Genomic DNA, 22976 nt, shown 5'->3' on the forward strand with positions numbered 1-22976 from the left:
CAGGTTCGGACGTCGAACGCCCTACTTGTCGGCACCACCTTTCCCGCCCCGCTTGTCCTCTGTCTTCACGCCGTCGTTGACCTTCTTGGTCAGGTCGTCGTCGAGCTTCTTGAACTCGCGGACCACGGCGTCCGACATCTCGCCGAGCGCGTCGAGCTGCTGGGTGATGTCCTCGCGGCCGTCTTCCCAGTTGGACTCGAAGCTGTCGAGGGCGTCGTTGACGCTGCCGTCGCCGATGTCGTCCTTGTACGACTCGAAGAGCTTCTTGGTGTGGTTCAGCCGCGTCTTGAGCGACCGCAGCTGGCGCCCGTAGTCCTCCAGCTCGGTCAGCGGGATGGCGAGGTCGCTCTTGCCCATGCCCCGAAGTCCTCTCTGCGCGTCAGACGAAACGGAAGGTGCTGGTCACAGTGCTGGTTCCCGGGACCGAGAGGTACGTCTGCGCCAGCACCATACGAAGGGTACGGCTGTCGCCCTGCGCGACGGGCACGTCTCCACAGAGACCGGGGGATTCCCTCACGGCCTCCGGAGACACCGAGGGGAGCGTCGGGGTGCGTTGCGTCTGCCGGCCTACGTAGTCCGACCAGGCGAGTTGCCAGACCCCTGGAAGTGACCTTGCTGCGGCGTAGCTCGTTGATCGCGTCGTACAGGAAGGAGAGCTGATGGTCAGCTCGTCGCACGAGGCGTTGCACTGGGTCTTCCAGAAGGACCCGGCGCTGCTGACGAGAGCGTTCGAGAACGTGCTGCGCGTTCCGTTCCCAGAACCACGTGATTTCGCGGTCCTGAACACCGACGTGACGGAGATCGAGCCCGTCGAACGGCGGGTGGACACGCTGATGCGGGTGGAGACGGATGACGGGGCGTACCTCCTCGTCATCGAGGCGCAGGGGAAGAAGGACGAGGAGAAGCGGAGCAGTTGGCCGTACTACCTCTCGTATCTGTATGCGAAGTACCGCTGCGAGCCCGTCCTCGTCGTGATCACGCAGAGCAGTGCGACCGCGCGCTGGGCGGCGCAGCCCATCCGGCGTGGGCTGCCCGGCTGGGATTCGCTGACTGTACGGCCGTTGGTGATCGGTCCGGACAACGTGCCCGTGATCGCGAGTGAGCGGGATGCCGAGAGGGACGTTCCGCTTGCTGTTCTGTCGGCCATGACTCATGGGCGTGGTGCCAGAGCCGCCGCCATACTGGAGCCACTGGCATTCGCTCTGCGGACTGTCGATGCCGAGAGCGCGGCGGTTTTCGGGCAGCTCATCGAATCGTGCCTGGGTGATCCCCGTGCCAAGAACCTCTGGAGGGAACTGATGTCGGAGATCCGCTACTTCTTCACCAACCCGGTGGCCGAGAAGGTCCGTGAGGAAGGCCGGGAAGAGGGTCGGCTTGAGGATCGGGCCGGGATGACCCTCCGGATTTTGGAGTGGCGGGCCATCCCGGTGTCCGAGGCTGTGCGGGAGCGCGTGCTTGCCTGTTCGGATCTGGAGCAGCTCGAAGTGTGGGCCCGGCGTGCGGTGACCGCGGAGCGGGCCGAAGAGCTGTTCAGCGGTTGATGGACTGGATTTCCTGGAGGTTCATGTCCTGCGTCGCTCACCGTTCGGGGCGCGGGTAGCGGATGCCGCAGGGCGGGGTCTCGTCGGCGTCCGTGCCGGGCTCCAGATTGACCGTTGCACGGACCTCGGGTGTCTTCAGGGCGGGAGTGTTCGGGCCGTTCGGGAGGGGGCGGCCCGCGTCGACCCAGAACAAATGCGGCCACATCCCAGGAGCCACGGTCGGAGCTGCCGCTCGGCTCCTCGGCAGGCGGCACATTGGTGTTGTCCTCCGGACCCGCGGCGTGCGCCGTGCCGGCGGGCCACAGGACGGTCGCCACGGCCAGGGTCGACGCCCGGCGACGTGCGAGGCGCCTCGGCACTACCGCCTGCACTCCTTCACGCGCCCTTCCACCTCGATCTGCAGGACCTTCCAGATCTTCTGGGACGCCTGCGGAGGCTTCATCAGGAGACGGAACTCCTGGTAGTCGTTGAGGCTCGGCTCGGTGTGCTTGACCTTGTCGGTCTTGACGTTCTTGCCGAAGAACCTGCTCTGGTCCCGGCACATCGTGACGAGCACACCACCGGAGTCGCCGACATCATCGGTCCGGGACTTGTAGTAGCTGTCCGTGCCGGTGGCGGTCCATTCGTCATCCACCCAGGCCTGGGTCTGTGTCCTGGCGTACTTGGCGGCATCGCCGAGTGAGTAGAACCGGTAGGCCGGGTCCTCCGGGTCCTGAGCGGTGATGCCGTGGTTCAGGGCCAGGATGTAGTTCTTCGCGTTGTCGAGGGCCGCCGCGTGGCCGTCCTCGGACGGCTGGGCGAGGTCGAAGTCGACTTTCAGATCGCTCGGCAGGCTCACATCCGGCTGCTTCACATCCGCCCCGCCCGACGCCGACGCCGAAGCCGAAGGACTCCCACCCCCCGCCCCCTTGATGTCCTCCGGCGCGGAGTCGTCCCCGCCGCAGGCGGTCAAGAGGAGGGCCGTCGCGGCGGTGAAGGCGGCGGTGGTCACGGTGAGGGGTCTGCGGGCCACTGGTGTTCCCCCTGGGTAAGGCGTTGCGACAGGGAACGAAGTTATCAAGGGGCGTGCATAGCCTCAGGCCCGGTCGACCTCCAGCAGTGCATCCGTCGTGGCCTCGACTTCCACAGCGAGGCATCACCTCCACTGGCCCCGTCTGGTGGCGACGTCTGCCCCATCGATGGCGTTGGTTCGCTTGAGCTATTCCTCACCCCACCGGGGCCCAGCGTGAACCGCCCCGTCGGCCCGACGCCTTCGGGGTCGTCGGAGGGCGTGCATCGGCCGGAGATCACGCTCCCCAAGACCTTCCAGGCCAACTTCGAGACCTGGACGAACAGTGACCCGGAGCTCCAGGCGATCCTGAACGACGGTCGTGAGGAGTTGCGGTCGCAGTACGCAGCGGTCATCGAAGCGAACTCGGATTCCGAAGCGGTGGCCTTCTACAACTCGGAGGCCACCTTGCCGACCGCTCGTACCTGGATCAAGCAGTTCATCGACGACGGCGAGACCTTGATCGGTCAGGTCAGGGTCTTCGATCCGCAGGTCAGCATCGGGGACACCGGGTCCGGTGCGCTCCTTTACTGCGTCGACGAGCGGCAGGCGTCCACGAAGGACCGAAAGACCGGCGAAGTCACCGATACTCCTGACAAGCCCGGGAGCGTGGTGCAGTACCGACTCCGCCTGGACAAGACCTCGCAGGGTGTCTGGAAGGCGGCGTCCGTCAGAGTGGAACCCGGAGCATGCGGCTGACGAGGTTCGTGTCGAAGACGTGTTCACTGCTCACCAGCTCAAGGTCAACGCAGTTGATGGACTGGATTCCCTGCTTGACGCCGGTACGGCCGCGCTTGTGTCGAGCCCTCACTTCGCGCACTTCCCCCTCTCCGAGCGGACGGACGAGTTCTGCCACACCCCCTCGCTGCTCTTTCGCAGCGTGACCAGGTAGTAGACCTCGGGGTCCATGTCCGGGGGATTGCCTTCGACCTTGCCGGTCTTCCGGTGCTTGGTGCGTGCATCGCTCTCGTCGGTGCAGTAGGCGAGCGATGCCGTGGTGCCGTTGTCGAGCAGGGTCACCTTGGGGTCGAAGACCGGGAGCTTGCCGATGACCGTCACGTTCTTGTCCGTGTACGACTTGATCCACTTCTTGCTCTGCGCACGGCCGGACTCGGTGTCGTAGAAGGAGACGGCGCTGCTGTCGGGGTCATTGGCGATGATCGCTGCGTATCCCGCCCGCAGTTCCTCCTTGGCGTCGTGCAGGACGGCCTGCTGCTGGGCGTCGCTGCTTCTCCAGTCTGCGAAGGTCAGTTGGAAGCTGCTGGGCAGCTTGATCACCGGGCGTTCGACGCCGGATGGGGTCGGGTGGCTCCCCGCCTGCTTGATGTCGTCCGGCGACGAGCCGTCGCCGCTTTCGCCGCAGGCGGTCAGGAGTACGGCCGCCGTTGCGGTGAGGGTGGCGGCGGTCATGGTCAGGGCGCTGCGGGCCACAGGTGCTCCCCTCCGTTCAGCGGTTGATGGACTGGATTTCCTGGACGTTCATGTCCTGCGTCGTCTCGAAGGTGCCGTCCGGCAGGTCGCCCGTGGCGCCGCCGGTGCCCTGCCAGGAGATTTCCCAGGTGATCGACGCCTTGAGCTGGTACGGCTCGCCGTTCGAGGCGCGGAGGTAGCGGATGCCGCAGGGCGGGGTCTCGTCGGACTTGCCCTTCGTGTACGGCGTACCGATGGAGCCGTCGGCGTTGATCTCGCAGTCGCCGGAGGCGGGGAAGGTCTCCGCGTCGTCCGTGCCGGGTTCCAGGTGGAGGGCGACCGGCTTGGCGGTCGTTTCCGCCCACAGGCCCGTGTTGGGCAGTTCGGCGCGGACCTTGACGTCCTTGAAGGTGCCCTTGTCCAGCCAGACCCACGTGGGCAGGTTCACCGTGGACTTCGTCTGGGGCTTCAGCTCGACCTCGGTCTTGGGCACGTCGATCTGGTCGTACGCGTAGGCGGCGAGCGTCTCCGGGTCAGGGGCGTGTTCGTCGTCCGGGATGGTGCCGGCGTCCTGCCAGAACATGACGCGGCCGCAGTCCCAGGCCTTGGTGTCGTCCTCGTGGCCCTTTCGGACCACGCTGCGCCAGAACATCCCGTCCTTGCCGGTGTTGTAGTCCTTGTAGCCCTTGGCCATGGTGTTCTTGGACGAGTTGACGTCGAAGTTGTCCTGCTCCTCGCCCTCTTCGTAGTGGTCCACGAAGATTCCCGAGGTCCAGAACTCGTGGGCGTTCACCGCGCCCATTCCGCCGTTCTTCTTCAAATTCGCGACCGCGGACTTGAGTTCTTCCGGCGTGAACACCGGCTCGTACCAGCAGACAGGCGGCTCCCAGTTGGGGTCGACGGAGGTCAGGTCCTCCATGGAGCCGCTGCCGGTGCGGCCGTCCGGGTAGGTGACCTGAATCCGGGACTGGGAGACCGAGGCCAGCAGGGTGCGGCCGTTTGCCCCGCCCGGCTGCTCGTCGCCGCCTCCCGGTGCCGGTGTGGTGCCTCCCACGGGCTTGTCGGCATGGGCCGTGCCCGCGCCCCACAGCACGGAGCCCATGGCAAGCGCCACTGTCCACTTCGCACGGCCGGGAGCGATCAGCCTCGGCATTCAGCGGCCTTCCCCTCGACGGTGATCTGCTGAACCCGCCACACAGGGGAGTCCTGCTGGGGTGCCATGAGGAGGCTGAACTTCTGGTAACTGGCCAGGCTTTCCTCGGTCCGCTGGACCTTGCCGGTCTTCACTTCCTTGCCGTACGCCTTGGACTGGTCCTCGCAGAACGTGACGAGGATCGACTTGGCATTCTTCCCCTCGCCCACGGGGCTGGTTTCCGCCTGGTAGTACCGGTCTTCACCCGTAAGGGTCCAGCCGCCGTTCACGTACTCCTCGATCTGCGACTGGGCATAGCGGGCGGCACCGGCGGCAGAGTAGAAGCCGTACGCGGGATCCTTGGCGTTCTGCTCGGTGATGCCGTGGTTCAGGGCTCTGATGTAGTTCGCGGCGTCGTCCAGCGCGGCAGCGGCGTCCGCATCCGAGGGCTTCTCGAAGTCGAAGACCAGCTTCAGGTCCTTGGGCAGGCTCACATCCGGCCGCTTCACATCCGCCCCGCCCGACGCCGACGCCGAAGCCGAAGGGCTCCCGCCCCCCGCCCCCTTGATGTCCTCCGGCGAGGACTCGTCGCCCCCGCCGCACGCGGTCAGGAGCAGGGCTGCCGTCGCGGTGAAGGTGGCGGTGGTCATGGTGACGGCTCTGCGGGCCACGGTGTTCCCCCTGGGTAAGGCGTTGCGACAGGGAACGAAGTTATCAGCGCGCGGTGCAGGGGACCTGACCGGTTTCGGGGGATTGTGTGGGGGACGTGAAGGGGTGGGTGGTGGAAGGTGGCAGAAGGGGCGATACGGGGCGGAAGTTGACTCTTCCGTTTCCCTCGCACCTTCGACGCTGTCAGCGGCAGTCCATAAGATCTCTGTAGGCTCAGCACACCCCTCATACCAAACGCCTCCGCGGGCTTCGCCGCCCACGACCACGACCCAGGACTCCGCCCATGCCGCGACGCCGCACCTCAAGCTCCTCCAGCAGCTCGACGGCTCCCTCGGCTGCCCCGGCGGCGCCGAGGAACCGCACGCCTCAGCCGGTGCGGGTGCGGCGGCGGTCGTTCGGGGACTTCGTCAAGGCGTTCCTCGCCTTCGTCGTGCTGCTCGCGCTGGTCGCCGGGGTACCGCTCGCGCTGGCCGTGACGGTCGGCTGGCCGCTGCCCAACGGGGCGCCCGGCCTCGACTGGCTCCAGCGCGAGATCACCGTGCAGACCTTCCTGCGCATCCTCACCGTCATCGTCTGGCTCGCCTGGGCCCAGTTCACCGCCTGCGTGCTCGTCGAGGTCAAGGCCGCGCTGTCCGGCGTGGGGGTGCCGGGGCGGGTGCCGGGATCCGGGCCCAGCCAGCTGCTGGCCCGGCAGCTCGTCGCCGCCCTGCTGCTCGTCGGCGCCACCGCGGCGAGCCTCACACCGGGGCTCTCGCAGCTCGGCCAGAGCCTGGAGGGCAACCAGAAGCCGTCCGTCGCCGCCGCCCAGCAGACGCCCGGACTCTTCGCCCAGCAGCAGGAGCAGGCCGCCTCCACCGCCAACGCCCTCGCCGAGCAGGCCGGACAGGCGGGCCAGGCCGCGGCCCGTGCCGACGGCGGGGCGTCGGCCGCGAGCGGCGACACGAAGTACTACCGGATCCAGCCCCCCGAGGGGCGTCACCACGACTCCCTGTGGGAGGTCGCCGACCGGCACCTCGGCGACGGCCGCCGGTACAAGGAGATCTTCGAGCTCAACAAGGACCGCGTGCAGCCCGACGGGTCCAAGCTGTCCGAGGCGTCCCTCATCCGGCCCGGCTGGATCATGGAGATGCCCGGCGACGCCCGCGGCGGCGAGCTGGTCGAGATGCCCGACGAGGCGCCGAACGTCTCCGAGCAGGTGCAGCAGCAAATCAGCGACTACGCCCAGACAGGCGGCGACCACGCCCAGGGAAGTGGCGGGGCCCAGGGAGGCGGGGACGCCCACGTCTCGCTCCCCGAGCAGCGGCCCGCGCCCACCCCCGCGACGCCCGTCACCCCGGCGACCCCGGCGCCCGGCCCCGCCACCGGCGGGCAGCACGCCACCCCCGCCGCCGAGGAGTCCGGGCGCTCCTTCGGGCTCCCCGAGGCCCTGCTCGCCGCCCCGCTGCTCGCCGCCGGTCTGCTCGGCGCCCTCGGCCGCCGGCGCCGGCAGGCGCTGTGGCACTCGGCGCTCGGAGCCGTCGGCGGACGGCGCGGCATGGAGCCGCCCACCCCCACCGGCGACGCCCAGGACGCGCAGGACGCGCTGCTGGTCGGCGCCGACCCCGAGGGCGTACGCCTGCTGGACCGGTCGCTGCGCGGGCTCGCCGCCTCCCTCGCCGCCGAGTCGCGCGCCCTGCCCGTCGTCTACGCGGCCTGGATGGGCGGCAACGGCGACCTCCACCTGCAACTGGCCCAGCCCGCCGGGAAGCCGCCGACGCCCTGGCAGGTCGGGCAGGACCAGACCTTCTGGATGCTGGCCCGCGCCGACGCCGAGCGGTACGAGGACGCCGAGACGGCGGCCCCCTACCCGGGTCTCGTCAGCCTCGGCACCATGGACGACTCCCGGCTGCTGCTCAACCTGGAGGCCGTGCCCGGCCTCGTCTCGCTGAGCGGCGCCGAGGCCGACCGGGCCGCCGTGTTCGCGTCGGTCGCCGCCGAACTGGCCACCAACGGATGGTCGGACCGTATGACCATCACGCTGGTCGGGTTCGGCGACGACCTCACCCCGCTCGCGCCCAACCGGATACGGCACCTCGACGGCTTCGAGGACCTCTTCGAGACCATGTCCGCCGAGACCCGGCAGCGGCGCGGCGCACTCGGCGCCGCCGGGCACGACTCTGTGCTCACCGGCCGCACCGGGCCCGCCCAGCACACGCGTTGGGCGCCGCACCTCGTCCTGCTCGCCGCGCAGCCGTCCGACGAGGACGCCCTGCGGCTCGCCGAACTCGCCGCCGACGCCGGCCGCCTCGGCATCGGCTACCTCGTCGGCACCGAGGGCACCGACCTGCCCGGCGCCGCCTGGGAGATGGAGATCACCGGGGGCGGGAAGCTGCTCGCCCCGCTCCTCGGGCTCGAGCTGGAGGCCCAGTTGCTGCCGGTCGCGCAGCAGCGGGCCGTGGTCGAGCTGTTCACCGACGCCGACCCCGAGCGCGGGCCCGGCGGACCGGCCAACACCCCGCCGTTCCTCGTCGACATCAGCGAGCAGGGGCGGCCCGCGGTGTACGCGCGCCTCGTCGGGTCGTACGAGATCATCGGCCTGGACGCCCCCGACGGCGACCGCAGCGCCCAGCTCCACGAGGCGCTGGCGCTGCTCCTGCTGCACCGCGAGGGCGTCCACCCGCGCGTGCTGGCCTCCGCGCTGTGGCCGCGCGGTGTGACGGAGGACGTGCGCGACGCGCTGCTCGAGCGGCTGCGGGCCTGGCTGGGCACCGACCCCGACGGGACGCCGAGGCTCGGCACCGACGCCACCGGGCGGCTCACCCTCGCCAAGTCCGTCGTCTCCGACCTCGACGTGCTGCGCTCCCTCTACTACGAGGCCACGCAGGGCCGCGGTGTCGACAGCCGCCAGGTGCGCGGCCGGCTGCTCACCGACGCGCTGGTGCTGGTGCGCGGGCCGCTGCTCGCCGACCGTCCCGAGGGCCGCTACCGCTGGCTGACCCACGAGATCATCGACGCCCAGCTGCCGCTGCTGGTCGCGGACACCGGGCTCGCGCTCTCCGAGTTCCACCTGGAGCGCGGCCGCGCGGAGAAGGCCATCGAGGCGCTGAACGCCGCGCTGCGCACCGCCCCGGCCGACGAGCGCCTGTGGCACGAGCTGCTCCGCGCCACGCACGCCACCGAGGATGCCGACCGCCTGCGCGCCCTCGCCGCCGACCTCATCGGCCGCAGCGGGGCGCGCGGTCTGCCGCCGCGCACCGAGGCGCTGCTCGACGAACTGCTGCCGACCTGGCGCGACGGCGTCGCGGCAGCGGGCTGATCCGGGCGACCGGCGTGGTCCGGATGGACATCGGTATGGACCTCGGCCTCCTGGCCGTCCTCGTCGCCGCGCTCTGGGGCGCGGCGACGGGCGGGCTGCTGCCCCGGGCCGCCTACCGCTTCTCCGCCCCGTCGGGGGAGGCGTGGCGCGAGCGGTGCCCGCAGGGGCATCCGGTGCGCGGCTGGCTGGGGCGGGCCCGGTGCGGGCAGTGCCCGGCCGAAGAGCCGTCCTACGGCCACCGCGCCGCGTCCCTCGCCCTCGTCACCGCCCTCGTCTGCGCCGCCCTCGCCGCCGCCACCGGCACCCGGCCCGAGCTGGCCGTCTGGCTGCTGCTCGCGCCGCCCGGCGTGCTGCTGGCCGTCGTCGACCTCCGGGTACGGCGGCTGCCCGACCCCCTCACCCTGCCGCTGGCGGGCGCCGCCGTCGCCCTCCTGGGCCTCACCGCGCTGGTGCCCGAGCACGCGGGGGAGTGGACGACCGCCCTGCTGGGCGCCCTCGCCCTCGGCGCCGGCTACCTCGTGCTGTTCCTCATCAACCCGGCCGGCATGGGCTTCGGCGACGTGAAGCTGGCCCTCACCGCGGGTGCCGTCCTCGGCTGGTACGGCTGGCCTACGCTGATGCTGGGCACCTTCGCCGGGTTCCTGCTCGGCGCGTTCTACGGCGGCGCCCTCCTCGTCGCACGTCGCGCGGGCCGCAAGACGGCCATCCCGTTCGGTCCGTTCCTGATCGCGGGCGCCTTTCTCGGCGTACTGGCCGGGGCCTACGCGGCCTGAGCGCGGACGCCCGAAGGCCCTGGCGTACGCTGGTCAGGTCTGTCCACAACCCTTACGAACCTTGCGAAAGGGACGCCGGTGACCGAGAAGGCCGACCTTCAGCCCATCCTCGACCGCGCCGCCGCCGGTGGGCGGATCACCCCCGAAGAGGCGCTCGACCTCTACCGCGACGCCCCGCTGCACGCGCTGGGCGCCGCCGCCGACGCCGTACGCAGGCGCAGGTACGCCGGTACCGAGCACATCGCCACGTACATCATCGAGCGCAACATCAACTACACGAACGTGTGCGTCACCGCGTGCAAGTTCTGCGCCTTCTACGCGGCCCCCAAGGACACCAAGAAGGGCTGGAGCCGCGACCTCGACGACATCCTGCGCCGCTGCGCGGAGACCGTCGAGCTGGGCGGCACGCAGATCATGTTCCAGGGCGGCCACCACCCGGACTACGGCGTGGAGTACTACGAGAAGCACTTCGCGGCCATCAAGGCGGAGTTCCCGCAGCTCGTCATCCACAGCCTGGGGGCGAGCGAGGTCGAGCACATGGCGCGGATCTCGAAGGTCTCCGTGGAGGAGGCGATCCAGCGCATCCACACCGCCGGGCTCGACTCCTTCGCCGGCGCCGGTGCCGAACTGCTCCCCGCGCGCCCCCGCAAGGCCATCGCGCCGCTCAAGGAGTCCGGCGAGCGCTGGCTGGAGATCATGGAGATCGCGCACGGCCTCGGCGTGGAGTCGACGTCCACGATGCTGATGGGCACCGGCGAGACCAACGCCGAGCGCATCGAGCACCTGCGCATGATCCGGGACGTCCAGGACCGCACGGGCGGCTTCCGCGCCTTCATCCCGTACACCTACCAGCCCGAGAACAACCACCTGAAGGGCCGCACCCAGGCCACGCTCTTCGAGTACCTGCGGATGATCGCCATCGCCCGCCTGTTCATGGACAACATCGCCCACATCCAGGGCTCGTGGCTGACCACCGGCAAGGAGGTCGGCCAGCTCTCGCTGCACTACGGCGCCGACGACCTCGGGTCGATCATGCTGGAGGAGAACGTGGTGTCGTCGGCCGGCGCCAAGCACCGCTCCAACCGGCTGGAGATCATCGACCTGATCCGCAAGGCCGGACGTGTCCCGGCGCAGCGCGCCACGACGTACGAGCACCTGGTCGTGCACGACGACCCGGCCAACGACCCCGTCGACGAGCGCGTGGTGTCCCACATCTCGTCCACGGCCATCGAGGGCGGCACCGCCCACCCCGAGCTGAAGCTGCTCGCGCCCAACTGAGGCCGCCGTGCTGACGATTCACGCGGCCGACCAGGTACGCGTCACCTGGGACTCGGCCCCCGTCGAGGGCGGTGCCGTCGCCGTCGAGGGCTCCCGGATCGCCGCCGTGGGACCGCTCGCCGAACTGGCCGAGCGGTTCCCGGGCGCGCGGGTGCGGCGCTGGCCCGGCGTCCTCGGCCCGGCGCGCGTCCACGAGGGCCCGCTGCCGGACGCGCCCACCCCGCGTGAGCGGGTCCACGCCGTGCTGAAGCTGGGCGCGGTGGCGGTGCTGGCGGAGCACGCCGGTTCGCCCGGGCTGCGGGCGGCGGCCGAGCGGAACGACGTCGTGGTGCTGACCCGGCCGCGCGCCACCGCCCTCGCCGACCTCGGCCGGGCCGACCTCGCGGTCCTCGACGACGGCGGTGACTGCGTCGCCACGGTGTGCGCCGGGCGCCTGGTGCACCGCAGGCGCTGAGCACCGCGCCTCAGCCGCCGAACGCCGCCAGTTCAGCCAGCGAAAGCCGCCCGTCAGCCGCCGAACGCCGCCCCGAACGCCCCCGCCTCCTGCGTCACTCCGCTGCAGTCGGTCGCCGCGTCGTCCGTGCCGGTGTCGTCGGCGCACGGCTGGTCGCGGAAGGACGCCCACACCGACACCCAGGCGATCCCCTTCTCCGCCGCGAAGGCCCGTACTTCGGCCGCGTCCGCGAGCGTGAACGTCTCCCCGGCGACGTCGTTGACGCCGAGCATCGACGTCAGGGCCATCCCCTGCCAGGCCTCCGCGTCGGACGTCCCGAAGACCTCGCGCAGCTGGGCGTGGGCGGCCCGCGCCGAGGCGAGGGCGTAGTCACCCATGTCGCCGGTGTAGGACTCGCCGTAGTTCATGGTCATGAGGTTGACCGCGCCGACCCGTACGCCGTGGTCGTTGGCGGACGCCAGCAGCGCCAGGGAGTCCGAGTCCAGGCCCGAGGGCATCACCGGGAGGGTGAAGGAGACCTCCAGGTCGCTCCGTTCCTCCTGGAGCAGCGCGATCGCCTGTGAACGCAGGGCGACGGAGCCGGCGTCGGTCAGTTCGTCGCCCTCGATGTCGAAGTCCGCCCGGGTGGCCCCGGCCGCGTCCAGTGCCTCGCCGTAGGCCCGCGCGAGGTCGGAGGCGTTGTCGCAGGCGGCCGCCAGCTCCGTGCCGGAGGCGCCGCCGAAGGAGACCCGGACGGTGGCGCCGGACTCCGTGAGTTTCGCGACGCGGGCGGTGGCCGAGGCGTCGTCGATGTCCTGGACACCGTTCCAGCGCGGGACGCAGTCGTCGCCGGAGGAGAGGACGAACGCCAGGTTGTACGTCGCCGGGTCGCCCGCCGTGTCGTTGGCGGAGGCGGTGGTGGCGCTGACGTAGGGGGCGTAGGCGGTGCCCGGTGCCGATGACCCGGACGGAGCCGCGCCGGCCGCGTCCGTGGTGCCGTCCTGCCCGGCGCACCCCGTGGTGGCCAGGGCGAGCAGCAGGGCGCACCCGGCCGCCGCCTTCCGGTGAGCCCTCATGTGCGCACACTCCCGTTCTCGTCGTCGGACGGGTGAACGTCTCACGCCTTGCTGGGCCTTTCCTGAGGAAAGAGCGGGGTTTCCCGCCGTCCCACAGGACGCGGACAGGCTGCGCCGCTCTTCACCGGGACCTCACAGCCAGGTCAGAGTGCGCGGCAGGCAAAGCTCCCTAGCGTCCGGGGAATGCACTCCGAGCCAGACTTCGCCCCCGGCGCCGCCGTGCGCGGCCGCCGTCGCAAACGCGGCACCGCGCCGGCCGCGGGGCCCGTGTTCGTCGACAACTCCGGGCGCCGGGCCAGGCTGCTGCGCCGGCTCGGCCTGCTGGTGGGGGCGGTCTGCGTCGGCTACGCGGCCGTGCTGGGCCTGGCCTTCATGGGCATCGGCACGTCGGTGAACCCTTCCTCGCTGCTGCCCTTCGGGGGCGGCGGGGGCCAGGGCGGCCCGGGGCCCGGCGGAGGCGGCGCGCGTCCCCAGGGCGGCGTCGCCCCCACGGACACCCCGCCGAGCCCGGCCGACCCCGCGCGCCCCACTACCTCCGCTGCCCCCTCCGCAGCCGCCTCCTCTCCCTCCGCCTCCGCTTCCCCCACCACCGCCACCGACTGACCGGACGCCCCCACCTCCATGACCACGCCCACGCCACCCCCCGCCCCGCCCGCACGGGGCCGCCGCCGCGCCCCCTCCCGCATCGAGCGGGCCGCCGGCCGCGCGGCCGCGCTGCAACGCCCGCGCGTTCTGCTGGCCCTACTGCTCCTGCTCGCGCTGACCTGCGTGATGCTCCTCGACGGCTATCTGCGCGCGGAGGTCGGCGGCGACCAGCGCGTCCGCACCGGCGCGAGCGCGAGCGACGTACCCGACGACGTCCTCGACGGCGGGCCGATCCTCACCTTCCCCGGCGCAGAGGCGACCACCGTCTCCGTCCCGGACAAGACGATCGTGCTGACCTTCGACGACGGCCCGGACCCCACCTGGACCCCGCAGGTGCTGGAGATCCTGGAGGAGTACGACGTGCCCGGCACGTTCTTCCTGGTCGGCTCGATGGTCGCGCGCCATCCGGGCATCGTGCGGGACCTGGTCGAGCAGGGCAACGAGGTGGGCGTGCACACCTTCACGCACATCGACCTCTCCTACCAGAGCGAGGCCCGCGTCGCCCGCGAGATCGAGCAGACCCAGCTCGCCCTCGCGGGCGCGGCCGGCATCACCACCACGCTGTTCCGGGCGCCGTACTCCTCGCAGACGGACGCGATCGACGACTACAGCTGGCCCGTCTACGAGAACCTCGGCGAGGACGGCTACACCAGCGTCTTCATCGACACCGACAGCGACGACTGGAAGCGGCCCGGCGTCTCGAACATCGTGAAGTGGGCCACGCCCGAGGACGGCGAGGGCGCGTCCGTCCTCTTCCACGACGCCGGCGGCGAACGGTCGCAGACGATCGAGGCGTTGCCGAAGTACATCGAGAAGATGCAGGCGAAGGGCTACACCTTCACCACGGTCAGCGGAGCCATGGCCGGGCAGCGGCCCACCGACGGGCCCGCCGACGGCGCCGGAGCCGGGTCCGGGTCCGGCGACGGTCTCCAGGCCGCCCATCACCAGGCCACCGGCGCCACCCTCTACGAGGGCAGGGCACTCGTCGCGGCCGTCGCCGTGGCCGAGTGGACGGTGCCGGCGCTGTCGGCCGGGCTCGTGATCGTGGGCGTCGCCGTCCTGGGCCGGTTCACGTTGATGCTGGTCCTCGCCCGCCGCCACCGCCGGCAGCGCAACAGACCCCGGTTCCGGTGGGGTCCGCCCGTCAGCGGGCCGGTGAGCGTGATCGTCCCCGCGTACAACGAGAAGGAGTGCATCGAGGCGACCCTGAGATCGCTGGCCCGCAGCACCCATCCCATCGAGATCGTCCTCGTGGACGACGGTTCGACGGACGGCACCGCCGAGATCGCCGAGTCCCTCGCCCTGCCGAACGTCCGGGTCGTCCGGCAGCCCAACGCGGGCAAGCCCGCCGCCCTCAACAACGGCGTCCGGCAGGCCCGGTACGACATCGTCGTGATGATGGACGGCGACACCGTCTTCGAGCCGGACACCGTGGGGCAGCTGGTGCAGCCCTTCGCCGATCCGTCCGTGGGCGCGGTCGCGGGCAACGCCAAGGTCGGCAACCGGCGCACCCTCATCGGCGCCTGGCAGCACATCGAGTACGTGATGGGCTTCAACCTCGACCGGCGCATGTACGACCTGCTGCGCTGCATGCCCACCATCCCCGGCGCGATCGGCGCGTTCCGGAGGGCGGCCGTGGAGGGGGCCGGCGGCATGAGCGACGACACCCTCGCCGAGGACACGGACATCACCATCGCCCTGCACCGCGCGGGATGGCGGGTGGTCTACCAGGAGCACGCCCGTGCCTGGACGGAGGCGCCCGGCTCGCTCCGGCAGCTCTGGTCGCAGCGCTACCGCTGGTCCTACGGCACCATGCAGGCGCTGTGGAAGCACCGCCGTTCCCTGACGGACCGGGGGCCCTCGGGCCGGTTCGGCCGGGTCGGCATGCCGCTGGTGGTGCTCTTCCAGGTGGTCACGCCGCTCTTCGCCCCGCTCATCGACGTGTTCACCGTCTACTCGATGGTCTTCGTCGACTTCCGGGCGGCGCTGCTCGCGTGGCTGACGGTGCTGGGCGTGCAGCTGGTCTGCGCGGCGTACGCCTTCCGGCTCGACCGGGAGCAGTACCGGTACCTGCTGATGATGCCGCTGCAGCAGCTCGCGTACCGGCAGATGATGTACCTCGTCCTCATCCACTCCTGCGTCACCGCCCTCACCGGCGGCCGGCTGCGCTGGCAGAAGCTGAAGCGGACCGGCGAGGTGGGGACACCTGCGGGGACCGGGTGATGGGCGCGCACAGCAGGAAGGCGGTGGCGGGCCGGGACCGGTACTTCGACACCCTGCGCGCCCTCGCGCTGGTCCGCGTGGTCGCGTACCACGCGTTCGGCTGGCCGTGGGCGGGACTGGTCCTTCCCTCCATGGGCGTCATGTTCGCCCTCGCCGGCACCCTGACGGCGAAGTCGCTCCGGCGGCCCGCGACGGTGGTGGTCCGGAGCCGGCTGCGCCGCCTGCTGCCGCCGTTCTGGTGCTGGGGCCTGTTCGTGGTGGGCGCGATGCTGGTGCGCGGCTGGATGCCGGGGTGGCAGATCGTCTTCTGGGTGGTGCCGCTCGGCGATCCGCCGGGCAGCGCGTGGGGCGAGCAGGTCTGGGAGGTCCTGTGGTACCTGCGGACGTATCTGTGGTTCGTGCTGCTCTCGCCGCTGCTGCTGCGGGCCTTCCGGCGCGCGCCGGTCCTGGTGCTGGTGCTGTCGCTGGCCCCCGTCGTCGTGCTCCAGTACGGTCGGCAGCCGCCGGAGAACCGGTTCGGGTCCGCGCTCACCGACCTCGCCACGTATCTGTTCTGCTGGATCCTGGGCTTCGCCCTCCAGGAGGGGGTCCTGGAGCGGGTGCGGCCGGTCCCCGTCGTCCTGGCCGCGTGCGCCGCGTCGGCGTACGGCGCCTGGTTCGCCTTCACGCACCAGGCCGAGTACGGCACCTACGACCTCGACGACATCCCGCTCGCGCAGGCCTTCTGGTCGGCCGGGTTCGCGACGCTGCTGACGTACGCGAAGGCGCGGCTCGGCATCGGCCTCGCGGGGCTCGCCCGGTTCCCGCGGCTCGACCGGCTGGTGACCGTGCTCAACGCCCGCGCGGTGACCGTCTACCTCTGGCACGAGCCGGCGCTCGTCCTCGCGGTGCTGGTCGTCGACCGCTTCTGGGAGGTGCCGGCCTTCGAGGCGTATCTGCCGCTGGAGAGCCAGTGGTTCCTGCTGGGCGTGGCCTGGGCGCTGATCGCGGTGTGCGTGCTGCTGTTCGGCTGGGTGGAGGACGTCGCCGCGCGGAAGAGGCCCCGACTGCTGCCGTACGGCGGTGCTGCAAGAATGGGCCCGTGACCCGCGCCTCTCTGAACAAGCAGCCGCACGAAGTCGCCTCGATGTTCGACCACGTCGCGCGACGGTACGACCTGACGAACGCCGTGCTGTCGCTCGGCCAGGACCGGGCGTGGCGCAAGGAGGTCGCCGACGCCGTCGACGCCCGGCCCGCGCAGAAGGTCCTGGACCTCGCGGCCGGTACGGCGACCTCGTCGCTGCCCTTCGCCCGCACCGGCGCGTACGTCGTCCCCTGCGACTTCTCCCTCGGCATGCTCCAGGTGGGCAAGGAGCGGCACTCCTGGCTGCCGTTCACCGCGGGCGACGCGACGCGACTGCCGTTCGCCGACGACGTCTTCGACGCCGTCACCATCTCCTTCGGGCTGCGCAACGTCCAGGACACGGACGCGGCGCTGCGCGAGATGTACCGGGTGACGCGGCCCGGCGGCCGGGTCGTCATCTGCGAGTTCTCGCACCCGACCTGGACGCCGTTCCGGACCGTCTACACCGAGTATCTGATGCGCGCCCTGCCGCCGGTGGCCCGCGCGGTGTCGTCCAACCCGGACGCGTACGTCTACCTCGCCGAGTCGATCCGCGCCTGGCCCGACCAGCCGGCGCTCGCCCGGAGGCTGGGCGAGGCGGGCTGGTCGAAGGTGGCGTGGCGGAACCTGACGGGCGGCGTGGTGGCGTTGCACCGGGGCTTCAAGGCGAGCTGAGGGCCGCGCAGTAGGGCCCGGGGCCGGGCGGTGTCCCGCCCGGTTCGCCCGGCTCACTGTCCGGCTCGGCCAGCTCCCGCCGGAGCCCGCCCAGCGGCGGCCGCGGCACCCGCGGCTCGCGGATGCCCCCGCCGCCCTCGCCCTCCCCGAAGTCGAACCACACGTACACCGTCGACTCCCGCGGCACCCGCGCCCCGGGCTGCGGAAACTGGCGTACGACGTGGTCGACGACGGCGAGTCGCACATCGGGCCGGTCCGACGCGTACAGGGACAGGCCCCGCGCGCGTGCCGTCTCCCGCGCGTCCACGGCCATCAGGCCGACCAGGCGCGGTACGTGGACATCGGATTTCTCGGGTACCAGGCGCACGGACGTCACCCCCAGCGGTACCCGGCAGCGTAGCTCCGCCGCGCACCGCCCGGAAGCACCAAGTGGCTTTCTGTGACAGTCGATTACACTGCGTCACGCTCCGTGGAGGGGGAGGCGGTAGCAGTGGCCCTTCTTGTCGGAGCCGGGGATGGTGAAGACCTCGGCGAGCCGCATGCCCAGCCGCTCCGTGACCGCGATGGACCGGGCGTTGCGCGCGTTGACCATCGCGACCACCTCCGCCACGCCCGCCCCGCGCACCCGCTCCAGCGTCTGCCGGGCCGCCGCCGTGACGTACCCCTTGCCCCAGTGCGCCCGCCCGAGCCGCCACCCGATCTCGATCTCGCCCTTGGGACCCCAGTCGCCCGGCCAGGGCTGGGCGCCGGTGAAGCCCATGACCTGCCCGGACTCGTCCACCATGGACCACAGGCAGAAGCCGTGCTCGGCGTCGTGCCGGCGCTGGCGCGCGGTCAGCTCCTCGTAGACGGACAGTTCCGCCGCCCGGCCGCCGTGGAACTCCATGACGTCCGGATCGGCGAAGATCCGGTGCCAGGCGACGGCGTCCTCGTCGGTGGGGACGCGCAACCGTACAACGGGCACAGCTCGGTTCACTGGGCAGCCCTTCAGCCGGGTGATCGGTGACGCTGAATAGACTGCCCATGTCCAGTGCCCGTCGGCACGCAGATTTCGAACTCTGGGGAGATCCCGCCGTGACCGAGCCCCTCTCCGAAAACACCGCCGATGTGATCGTCGTGGGCGCGGGGCCAGCCGGCTCCACGGCCGCGTACCACCTGGCCAAGGCTGGGCTCGACGTCCTCCTGCTGGAGAAGACCGCCTTCCCCCGGGAGAAGGTCTGCGGCGACGGGCTGACCCCGCGCGCGGTCAAGCAGCTCGTCGCCATGGGCATCGACATCTCCGAGGAGGCCGGCTGGCTGCGCAACAAGGGCCTGCGCATCATCGGCGGCGGCTCCCGCCTCCAGCTGGACTGGCCGGATCTGGCCTCCTTCCCGGACTACGGACTCGTCCGCAAGCGCGACGACTTCGACGAGCAGCTCGCCCGGCAGGCCCAGAAGGCCGGCGCCCGCCTGTACGAGCGCTGCAACGTCGGCGCCCCCGTGGTCGACGACCGCACCGGCCGCATCACCGGCGTGCACGCCAAGCTGGGCGAGGACAAGCGCGAGGTCACCTTCCACGCGCCGCTGGTCGTGGCCGCCGACGGCAACTCGACGCGGCTGTCCCTGGCGATGGGCCTGCACCGCCGCGAGGACCGCCCGATGGGCGTCGCGGTCCGCACGTACTTCACCTCGCCCCGCCACGACGACGACTACCTGGAGTCCTGGCTGGAACTGTGGGACCGCCGCGGCGCCCAGGACCGCCTGCTGCCCGGCTACGGCTGGATCTTCGGCATGGGCGACGGCACCTCCAACGTCGGCCTGGGCGTGCTGAACACCTCCGCCTCCTTCAAGGACCTCGACTGGCGCGAGATCCTCAAGGCCTGGTGCGCGTCCATGCCCGAGGACTGGGGCTACACCCCGGACAACATGACCGGCCCGATCCGCGGCGCCGCCCTGCCCATGGCCTTCAACCGCCAGCCCCACTACACCAAGGGTCTGCTCCTGGTCGGCGACGCCGGCGGCCTGGTGAACCCCTTCAACGGCGAGGGCATCGCCTACGCCATGGAGTCCGCCCAGATCGCCGCCGACGTCATCGTCCAGGCACACGCGCGGGCCACGCCGGCCCAGCGGGAGATCGCCCTCCAGCGCTACCCGCGCGTCCTGAAGGACACCTACGGCGGCTACTACACGCTGGGCCGCGCCTTCGTGAAGCTCATCGGCAACCCGAAGGTCATGCAGATCGCGGCCCAGCGCGGCCTCACCCACCCCGTCCTGATGAAGTTCACCCTCAAGATGCTCGCCAATCTGACGGACCCGACGGGCGGCGACGCGATGGACCGCATCATCAACGGACTGAGCAAGGTCGCGCCGAAGGCTTGATCAGCCCTCGGGCCCCTCGTCGAGGGCGAGGGCGCGGGCGTTGGCGTCCCGGCGCGTGAAGACCTCCGCGCGCCGGTCCGCCGACTGCCGCAGCGCGGCCTTCCGCTCGCGCGCGGAGAGCCGGTCCAGGTACACCTGCCCGTTCACGTGGTCGGTCTCATGGGCGAGGCAGCGCGCGAAGTAGCCGGTGCCCTCGACGAGCAGCGGCTCCCCGTCCTTGTCGAGACCCCGCACGACGGCCCGGTCGGGCCGCGGTACGGCCATGACGGCGCCCGGCACCGACAGGCATCCCTCGCCCTCGTCCAGCAGCCGCCGGTCGGCCGGGTCCAGGGGTTCGAGGACCGGGTTCACGATGTGCCCGACATGTCGGACACCGTCGTCGTCCGGGCAGTCGTAGACGAACAGCCGCAGTGCGACCCCTACCTGATTCGCCGCCAGCCCCGCCCCTTCGGCGACGTACATCGTGCGGAACATGTCGTCGATGAGCGCGGCCAGGTCGGGACCGAACTCGGTGACGTCCCGGCAGGGCTTGTGCAGCACCTCCTCACCGACCTCGGTCACACGTCGCACCGACCCGCGCCGGGCCTCGGGCGCGAGCGGCGGATACGCGGCGGCGGGCCGCCCCTGTACGAACACACTCGGCATGACGATTTCTCTCCTCCGGCTCGCGAACGGCCGACGGGAGCGCCGGCCCGCGCCCGAGCATGCCAGGAGGCACGGCGGGGCCGCGCGGGAATCCTGGGAGGCGGTCGAGGCGCCGGGAGGCGGGTGAGGCGCCGGGAGGCGGCGGGCGAGGCCGGGGGTGGCGGGACGCCGGGGTGTGGCGTGTGAGGCCGGGGGTGGCGTGACGCCGGGGTGTGGCGTGCGGGACGCCGAGAGACGGCGAGATGCCGAAGAGCGGCGAGTCGCCACGAGGCGGCGGGACGGCACGAGGCGGCGGGCGCCACGAGGCTGCCGGGCGCCAGGGGGTGGCGTGTGAGGCCGGGGGTGGCGTGCGGGACGCCAAGAGACGGCGAGATGCCGAAAAGTGGCGAGTCACCACGAAACGGCGGGGCGCCACGAAACGGCGGGACGCCACGAGGCAGCGGGGCGCCACGGGGCTGCGGGGCGCCACGGGGCTGCGGGGCGCCAGGGGGTGGCGTGCGCGGCCGGGTGAGGGTGGGACGCCCGCGACGTGGCGTGCGGGACGCCGGGAGGCGGCGAGATGCGGGGAGGCGGCGTGGCGCCAGGAGGCGGCGTGCGGGGGCCGGGAGGCGGCGTGCGGGGCCAGGAGGCGGCGGGACGCCGAGGCGGTGGCGCCCGGGGCGTCGGGAGGCGGCGGCATGCCGAAAGGCCGCAGCCCCCGAGCGGCTGCGGCCTTCGTACGGATGTGCCCGAGTGCTACAGCACGCGGACCGCGCCGCTCGGCGGGTCGTAGTCGAGCGTTTGCTTGACGACGCCCGTGGAGGAGTTCTGCGCGCCGACGAACATGCCGTCGCCGACGTAGATGCCCACGTGGTACGCGCTGCCCGCGCCACCCCAGTACAGGATGTCGCCCGGCTGGAGGTTGTCGAGGCCGACCTGGGTGCCGGCGGTCGACTGGTGCTGGGAGACCCGGGGGAGGCTGACGCCGACCTGCTTGAAGGCGGCCTGCACGAGACCGGAGCAGTCGTAGGCGGACGGGCCGGTGGCGCCGGAGACGTACGCCTTGCCCACCTGCGCCTGCGCGAAGGCGACGACCGCGGCGGCCGAACCGGTGGCGGTGGACGTGCTGGTGCCGCTGTCGGAGCCGGTGGAGGTGCCGGTGTCCGCGGAGGCGCTCAGGGTGGTGCGCTCGGCGCTGCGGGCGGCGCGCTCGGCGGCCTCCTTGCGCTCGGCCTCCTCGGCCTTCTTCTTGGCCTCCGCGGCCTTCTTCTTGGCGTCGGCGAGGTCGGCCTTGGCCTGCTTGGCGGCCTTGGCGGCAGCCGCGTCACGCTCGGCACGCAGCTCGTAGCTCGACGCCGCCTGCTGCGTGACGTCGGCGGACTGGGCGACCTGAGCGGCCAGGTCGGCCGTCAGGGTGGGCAGTTCGAGGGTCTGCGTCACCGGTTCGGCCGCGTTGGCCGACCCCGACGCACCGGCGACTGCCAGGGTGCTGAGGACGCCACCGGCAACTCCGGCCCGCATCGCGATTTTCGACGCGCTGCGGCGGGGCTTCCGGTGGCTGCGTATGTGAGCGGTGTGGGACATAGGGACAACCGGTATCAGTAGCTCCTCCATACCTTCAAGAAACGTGTGCTGCGCCACAGTTGTTCAATCGAGCCTCCGAACGCCGGGCGTGTCGCTCTTTATTGACGCCGTAACGGACATTGCGGACGGCCCATATCAGGCCTGTGATCACGGTCTTTGATCATTACGCCCGAATTGCCCCGCACCTACCACTGGTTGGTTCAGATGGCCAAGCCCGGTTCTCATGGGCCTCTCATGAATGTGGCGCAGGTCACGGAACGGTTACCCCGGCGCATGCGTCTCGGTGCGCCCCAGCGCTCGTGAACGCGTGCACGTGTCCACATCGCACCCCGCCCCTCCCTCCGACGTGTGAACGCGTCCTCTATCAAGCCACTTCGTCCAGCGCCAATTTGCATGCAAGGGAAGCATCTTGATATGGAGACGCCCCTCGGCGACCCTCTCTGGCCAGCGGCGACGATCGAAAATGTCACCTCTGGTGATCAGCTGAACGCTTCTTGTGTGAAGATCACCGCTCATCCGACTTCATGATCGTTCGTCAGGTGGTGGAGATCACAAAGCTTGTGCAATACCCCGTGTCGCAGATCACAGAGCGGCGGGCATAGGATGCGAGGCAGTTGGGCTTGTGACCTGCTTCACATGTTCGCGATCTTCGCCGGGACGAGCGGGGCTCGTGGGGCTGTTGGGGCGGCTGTGAGTCCAGTGCAACCGCCAGCAGTCAGTGCCGACTGAGAGGAGCGAGGAGCGGTGAACGCGTATGCGCCCATCCTCGTACTGGGAGCCCTCGGGGCAGGCTTTGCGATCTTCTCCGTGGTCATGGCCACGCTGATCGGTCCGAAGCGGTACAACCGGGCGAAGCTCGAGGCCTACGAGTGCGGCATCGAGCCGACCCCCACGCCGGCCGGCGGCGGGCGCTTCCCCATCAAGTACTACCTGACGGCGATGCTCTTCATCATCTTCGATATCGAGATCGTCTTCCTCTACCCCTGGGCCGTCACCTTCGACGCCCTGGGGATTTTCGGGCTCGTGGAGATGCTGCTCTTCGTGCTCACCGTCTTCGTCGCGTACGCGTACGTATGGCGGCGCGGCGGCCTGGAATGGGACTGAGGGGCC

23 protein-coding genes are annotated in these 22976 nt (G+C 71.1%); 12 read left to right on the forward strand and 11 right to left on the reverse strand.

Going from position 1 to position 22976, the window contains the following annotated elements; all coding sequences use genetic code 11:
* Positions 1-21: 21 nt before the first annotated feature.
* Complete coding sequence (locus ACFC1X_RS08805) at positions 22-357, reverse strand: hypothetical protein (protein ID WP_376350106.1); 336 nt, start codon at positions 355-357, stop codon at positions 22-24.
* Positions 358-659: 302 nt separating this feature from the next.
* Between ACFC1X_RS08805 and ACFC1X_RS08810 the strand changes: the two genes are divergently transcribed.
* Complete coding sequence (locus tag ACFC1X_RS08810) at positions 660-1541, forward strand: hypothetical protein (RefSeq protein WP_376350109.1); 882 nt, start codon at positions 660-662, stop codon at positions 1539-1541.
* A 37-nt stretch (positions 1542-1578) separates the two neighbouring features.
* Here ACFC1X_RS08810 and ACFC1X_RS08815 read toward each other — a convergent pair whose 3' ends face one another.
* Together ACFC1X_RS08815 and ACFC1X_RS08820 are read right to left on the reverse strand one after the other, a co-directional pair.
* Complete coding sequence (locus tag ACFC1X_RS08815) at positions 1579-1746, reverse strand: hypothetical protein (RefSeq protein WP_376350111.1); 168 nt, start codon at positions 1744-1746, stop codon at positions 1579-1581.
* Between the two features lie 153 nt (positions 1747-1899).
* Entirely contained in the window at positions 1900-2553 is a 654-nt protein-coding gene (locus tag ACFC1X_RS08820; RefSeq protein ID WP_376350114.1) for a hypothetical protein, read from the reverse strand.
* A gap of 213 nt (positions 2554-2766) precedes the next feature.
* Here ACFC1X_RS08820 and ACFC1X_RS08825 point away from each other — a divergent pair, with 213 nt between their 5' ends.
* Complete coding sequence (locus ACFC1X_RS08825) at positions 2767-3288, forward strand: hypothetical protein (RefSeq protein ID WP_376350117.1); 522 nt, start codon at positions 2767-2769, stop codon at positions 3286-3288.
* Between the two features lie 108 nt (positions 3289-3396).
* On the opposite strand, the gene ACFC1X_RS08830 is transcribed toward ACFC1X_RS08825, so the two are convergent.
* Genes ACFC1X_RS08830 through ACFC1X_RS08840 form a run of 3 tightly spaced genes read right to left on the reverse strand, consistent with a single transcriptional unit; the run spans position 3397 to position 5781 of the window.
* Positions 3397-4020: a hypothetical protein gene (locus tag ACFC1X_RS08830; protein WP_376350120.1), complete on the reverse strand. Its 624-nt coding sequence runs from the start codon at positions 4018-4020 to the stop codon at positions 3397-3399.
* Positions 4021-4036: 16 nt separating this feature from the next.
* Complete coding sequence (locus tag ACFC1X_RS08835; protein WP_376350123.1) at positions 4037-5101, reverse strand: hypothetical protein; 1065 nt, start codon at positions 5099-5101, stop codon at positions 4037-4039.
* Between the two features lie 38 nt (positions 5102-5139).
* A complete protein-coding gene (locus ACFC1X_RS08840; RefSeq protein ID WP_376350125.1) occupies positions 5140-5781 on the reverse strand; it encodes a hypothetical protein in 642 nt (213 codons plus the stop codon).
* A 302-nt stretch (positions 5782-6083) separates the two neighbouring features.
* Between ACFC1X_RS08840 and ACFC1X_RS08845 the strand changes: the two genes are divergently transcribed.
* The 4 genes from ACFC1X_RS08845 to ACFC1X_RS08860 all read left to right on the forward strand — a co-directional run bounded on the left by ACFC1X_RS08845 (position 6084) and on the right by ACFC1X_RS08860 (position 11600).
* Entirely contained in the window at positions 6084-9095 is a 3012-nt protein-coding gene (locus ACFC1X_RS08845) for a BTAD domain-containing putative transcriptional regulator (protein WP_376350128.1), read from the forward strand.
* Positions 9096-9130: 35 nt separating this feature from the next.
* Positions 9131-9868, forward strand: a complete 738-nt coding sequence (locus tag ACFC1X_RS08850) for a prepilin peptidase (RefSeq protein ID WP_376350131.1) — start codon at positions 9131-9133, stop codon at positions 9866-9868.
* Positions 9869-9946: 78 nt separating this feature from the next.
* Positions 9947-11146: a cyclic dehypoxanthinyl futalosine synthase gene (gene mqnC, locus ACFC1X_RS08855; RefSeq protein ID WP_376350133.1), complete on the forward strand. Its 1200-nt coding sequence runs from the start codon at positions 9947-9949 to the stop codon at positions 11144-11146.
* Between the two features lie 7 nt (positions 11147-11153).
* Positions 11154-11600: a hypothetical protein gene (locus ACFC1X_RS08860; RefSeq protein ID WP_376350135.1), complete on the forward strand. Its 447-nt coding sequence runs from the start codon at positions 11154-11156 to the stop codon at positions 11598-11600.
* Positions 11601-11653: 53 nt separating this feature from the next.
* On the opposite strand, the gene ACFC1X_RS08865 is transcribed toward ACFC1X_RS08860, so the two are convergent.
* A complete protein-coding gene (locus ACFC1X_RS08865) occupies positions 11654-12655 on the reverse strand; it encodes a chitinase (RefSeq protein ID WP_376350138.1) in 1002 nt (333 codons plus the stop codon).
* Positions 12656-12838: 183 nt separating this feature from the next.
* Between ACFC1X_RS08865 and ACFC1X_RS08870 the strand changes: the two genes are divergently transcribed.
* From ACFC1X_RS08870 to ACFC1X_RS08885, 4 genes are read left to right on the forward strand one after another with little or no spacing between them, the layout of a single operon-like run.
* Positions 12839-13258 (forward strand): hypothetical protein, encoded by a 420-nt coding sequence (locus ACFC1X_RS08870; RefSeq protein ID WP_376350141.1) that lies wholly within the window; start codon positions 12839-12841, stop codon positions 13256-13258.
* Between the two features lie 18 nt (positions 13259-13276).
* Positions 13277-15523, forward strand: a complete 2247-nt coding sequence (locus tag ACFC1X_RS08875) for a bifunctional polysaccharide deacetylase/glycosyltransferase family 2 protein (protein ID WP_376350144.1) — start codon at positions 13277-13279, stop codon at positions 15521-15523.
* Positions 15523-16608 carry an acyltransferase gene (locus ACFC1X_RS08880; RefSeq protein WP_376350147.1) on the forward strand — a complete coding sequence of 362 codons (1086 nt, stop codon included), beginning with the start codon at positions 15523-15525 and terminating at the stop codon, positions 16606-16608. The genes ACFC1X_RS08875 and ACFC1X_RS08880 overlap by 1 nt, the downstream gene beginning before the upstream one ends.
* Positions 16605-17300 carry a demethylmenaquinone methyltransferase gene (locus ACFC1X_RS08885; protein ID WP_329471911.1) on the forward strand — a complete coding sequence of 232 codons (696 nt, stop codon included), beginning with the start codon at positions 16605-16607 and terminating at the stop codon, positions 17298-17300. The genes ACFC1X_RS08880 and ACFC1X_RS08885 overlap by 4 nt, the downstream gene beginning before the upstream one ends.
* Here the strand turns inward: ACFC1X_RS08885 and ACFC1X_RS08890 are convergent.
* A complete protein-coding gene (locus ACFC1X_RS08890; protein WP_376350151.1) occupies positions 17287-17667 on the reverse strand; it encodes a PASTA domain-containing protein in 381 nt (126 codons plus the stop codon). The two genes, ACFC1X_RS08885 and ACFC1X_RS08890, sit on opposite strands and share 14 nt — an antisense overlap.
* Before the next feature lie 93 nt (positions 17668-17760).
* Entirely contained in the window at positions 17761-18276 is a 516-nt protein-coding gene (locus ACFC1X_RS08895) for a GNAT family N-acetyltransferase (protein WP_376350154.1), read from the reverse strand.
* A gap of 47 nt (positions 18277-18323) precedes the next feature.
* Here ACFC1X_RS08895 and ACFC1X_RS08900 point away from each other — a divergent pair, with 47 nt between their 5' ends.
* Positions 18324-19658 carry a geranylgeranyl reductase family protein gene (locus ACFC1X_RS08900; RefSeq protein WP_376350157.1) on the forward strand — a complete coding sequence of 445 codons (1335 nt, stop codon included), beginning with the start codon at positions 18324-18326 and terminating at the stop codon, positions 19656-19658.
* Here ACFC1X_RS08900 and def read toward each other — a convergent pair whose 3' ends face one another.
* Together def and ACFC1X_RS08910 are read right to left on the reverse strand one after the other, a co-directional pair.
* Entirely contained in the window at positions 19659-20303 is a 645-nt protein-coding gene (def, locus tag ACFC1X_RS08905) for a peptide deformylase (RefSeq protein WP_376350159.1), read from the reverse strand.
* Between the two features lie 735 nt (positions 20304-21038).
* Positions 21039-21866, reverse strand: a complete 828-nt coding sequence (locus tag ACFC1X_RS08910) for a C40 family peptidase (protein WP_376350162.1) — start codon at positions 21864-21866, stop codon at positions 21039-21041.
* Positions 21867-22610: 744 nt separating this feature from the next.
* Between ACFC1X_RS08910 and ACFC1X_RS08915 the strand changes: the two genes are divergently transcribed.
* Positions 22611-22970 carry an NADH-quinone oxidoreductase subunit A gene (locus ACFC1X_RS08915; protein ID WP_003974383.1) on the forward strand — a complete coding sequence of 120 codons (360 nt, stop codon included), beginning with the start codon at positions 22611-22613 and terminating at the stop codon, positions 22968-22970.
* Positions 22971-22976 lie beyond the last annotated feature (6 nt).

The sequence above is a fragment of the Streptomyces sp. NPDC056128 genome, from assembly GCF_042263835.1.
In the GTDB taxonomy this organism is placed as follows: Bacteria; Actinomycetota; Actinomycetes; order Streptomycetales; family Streptomycetaceae; genus Streptomyces.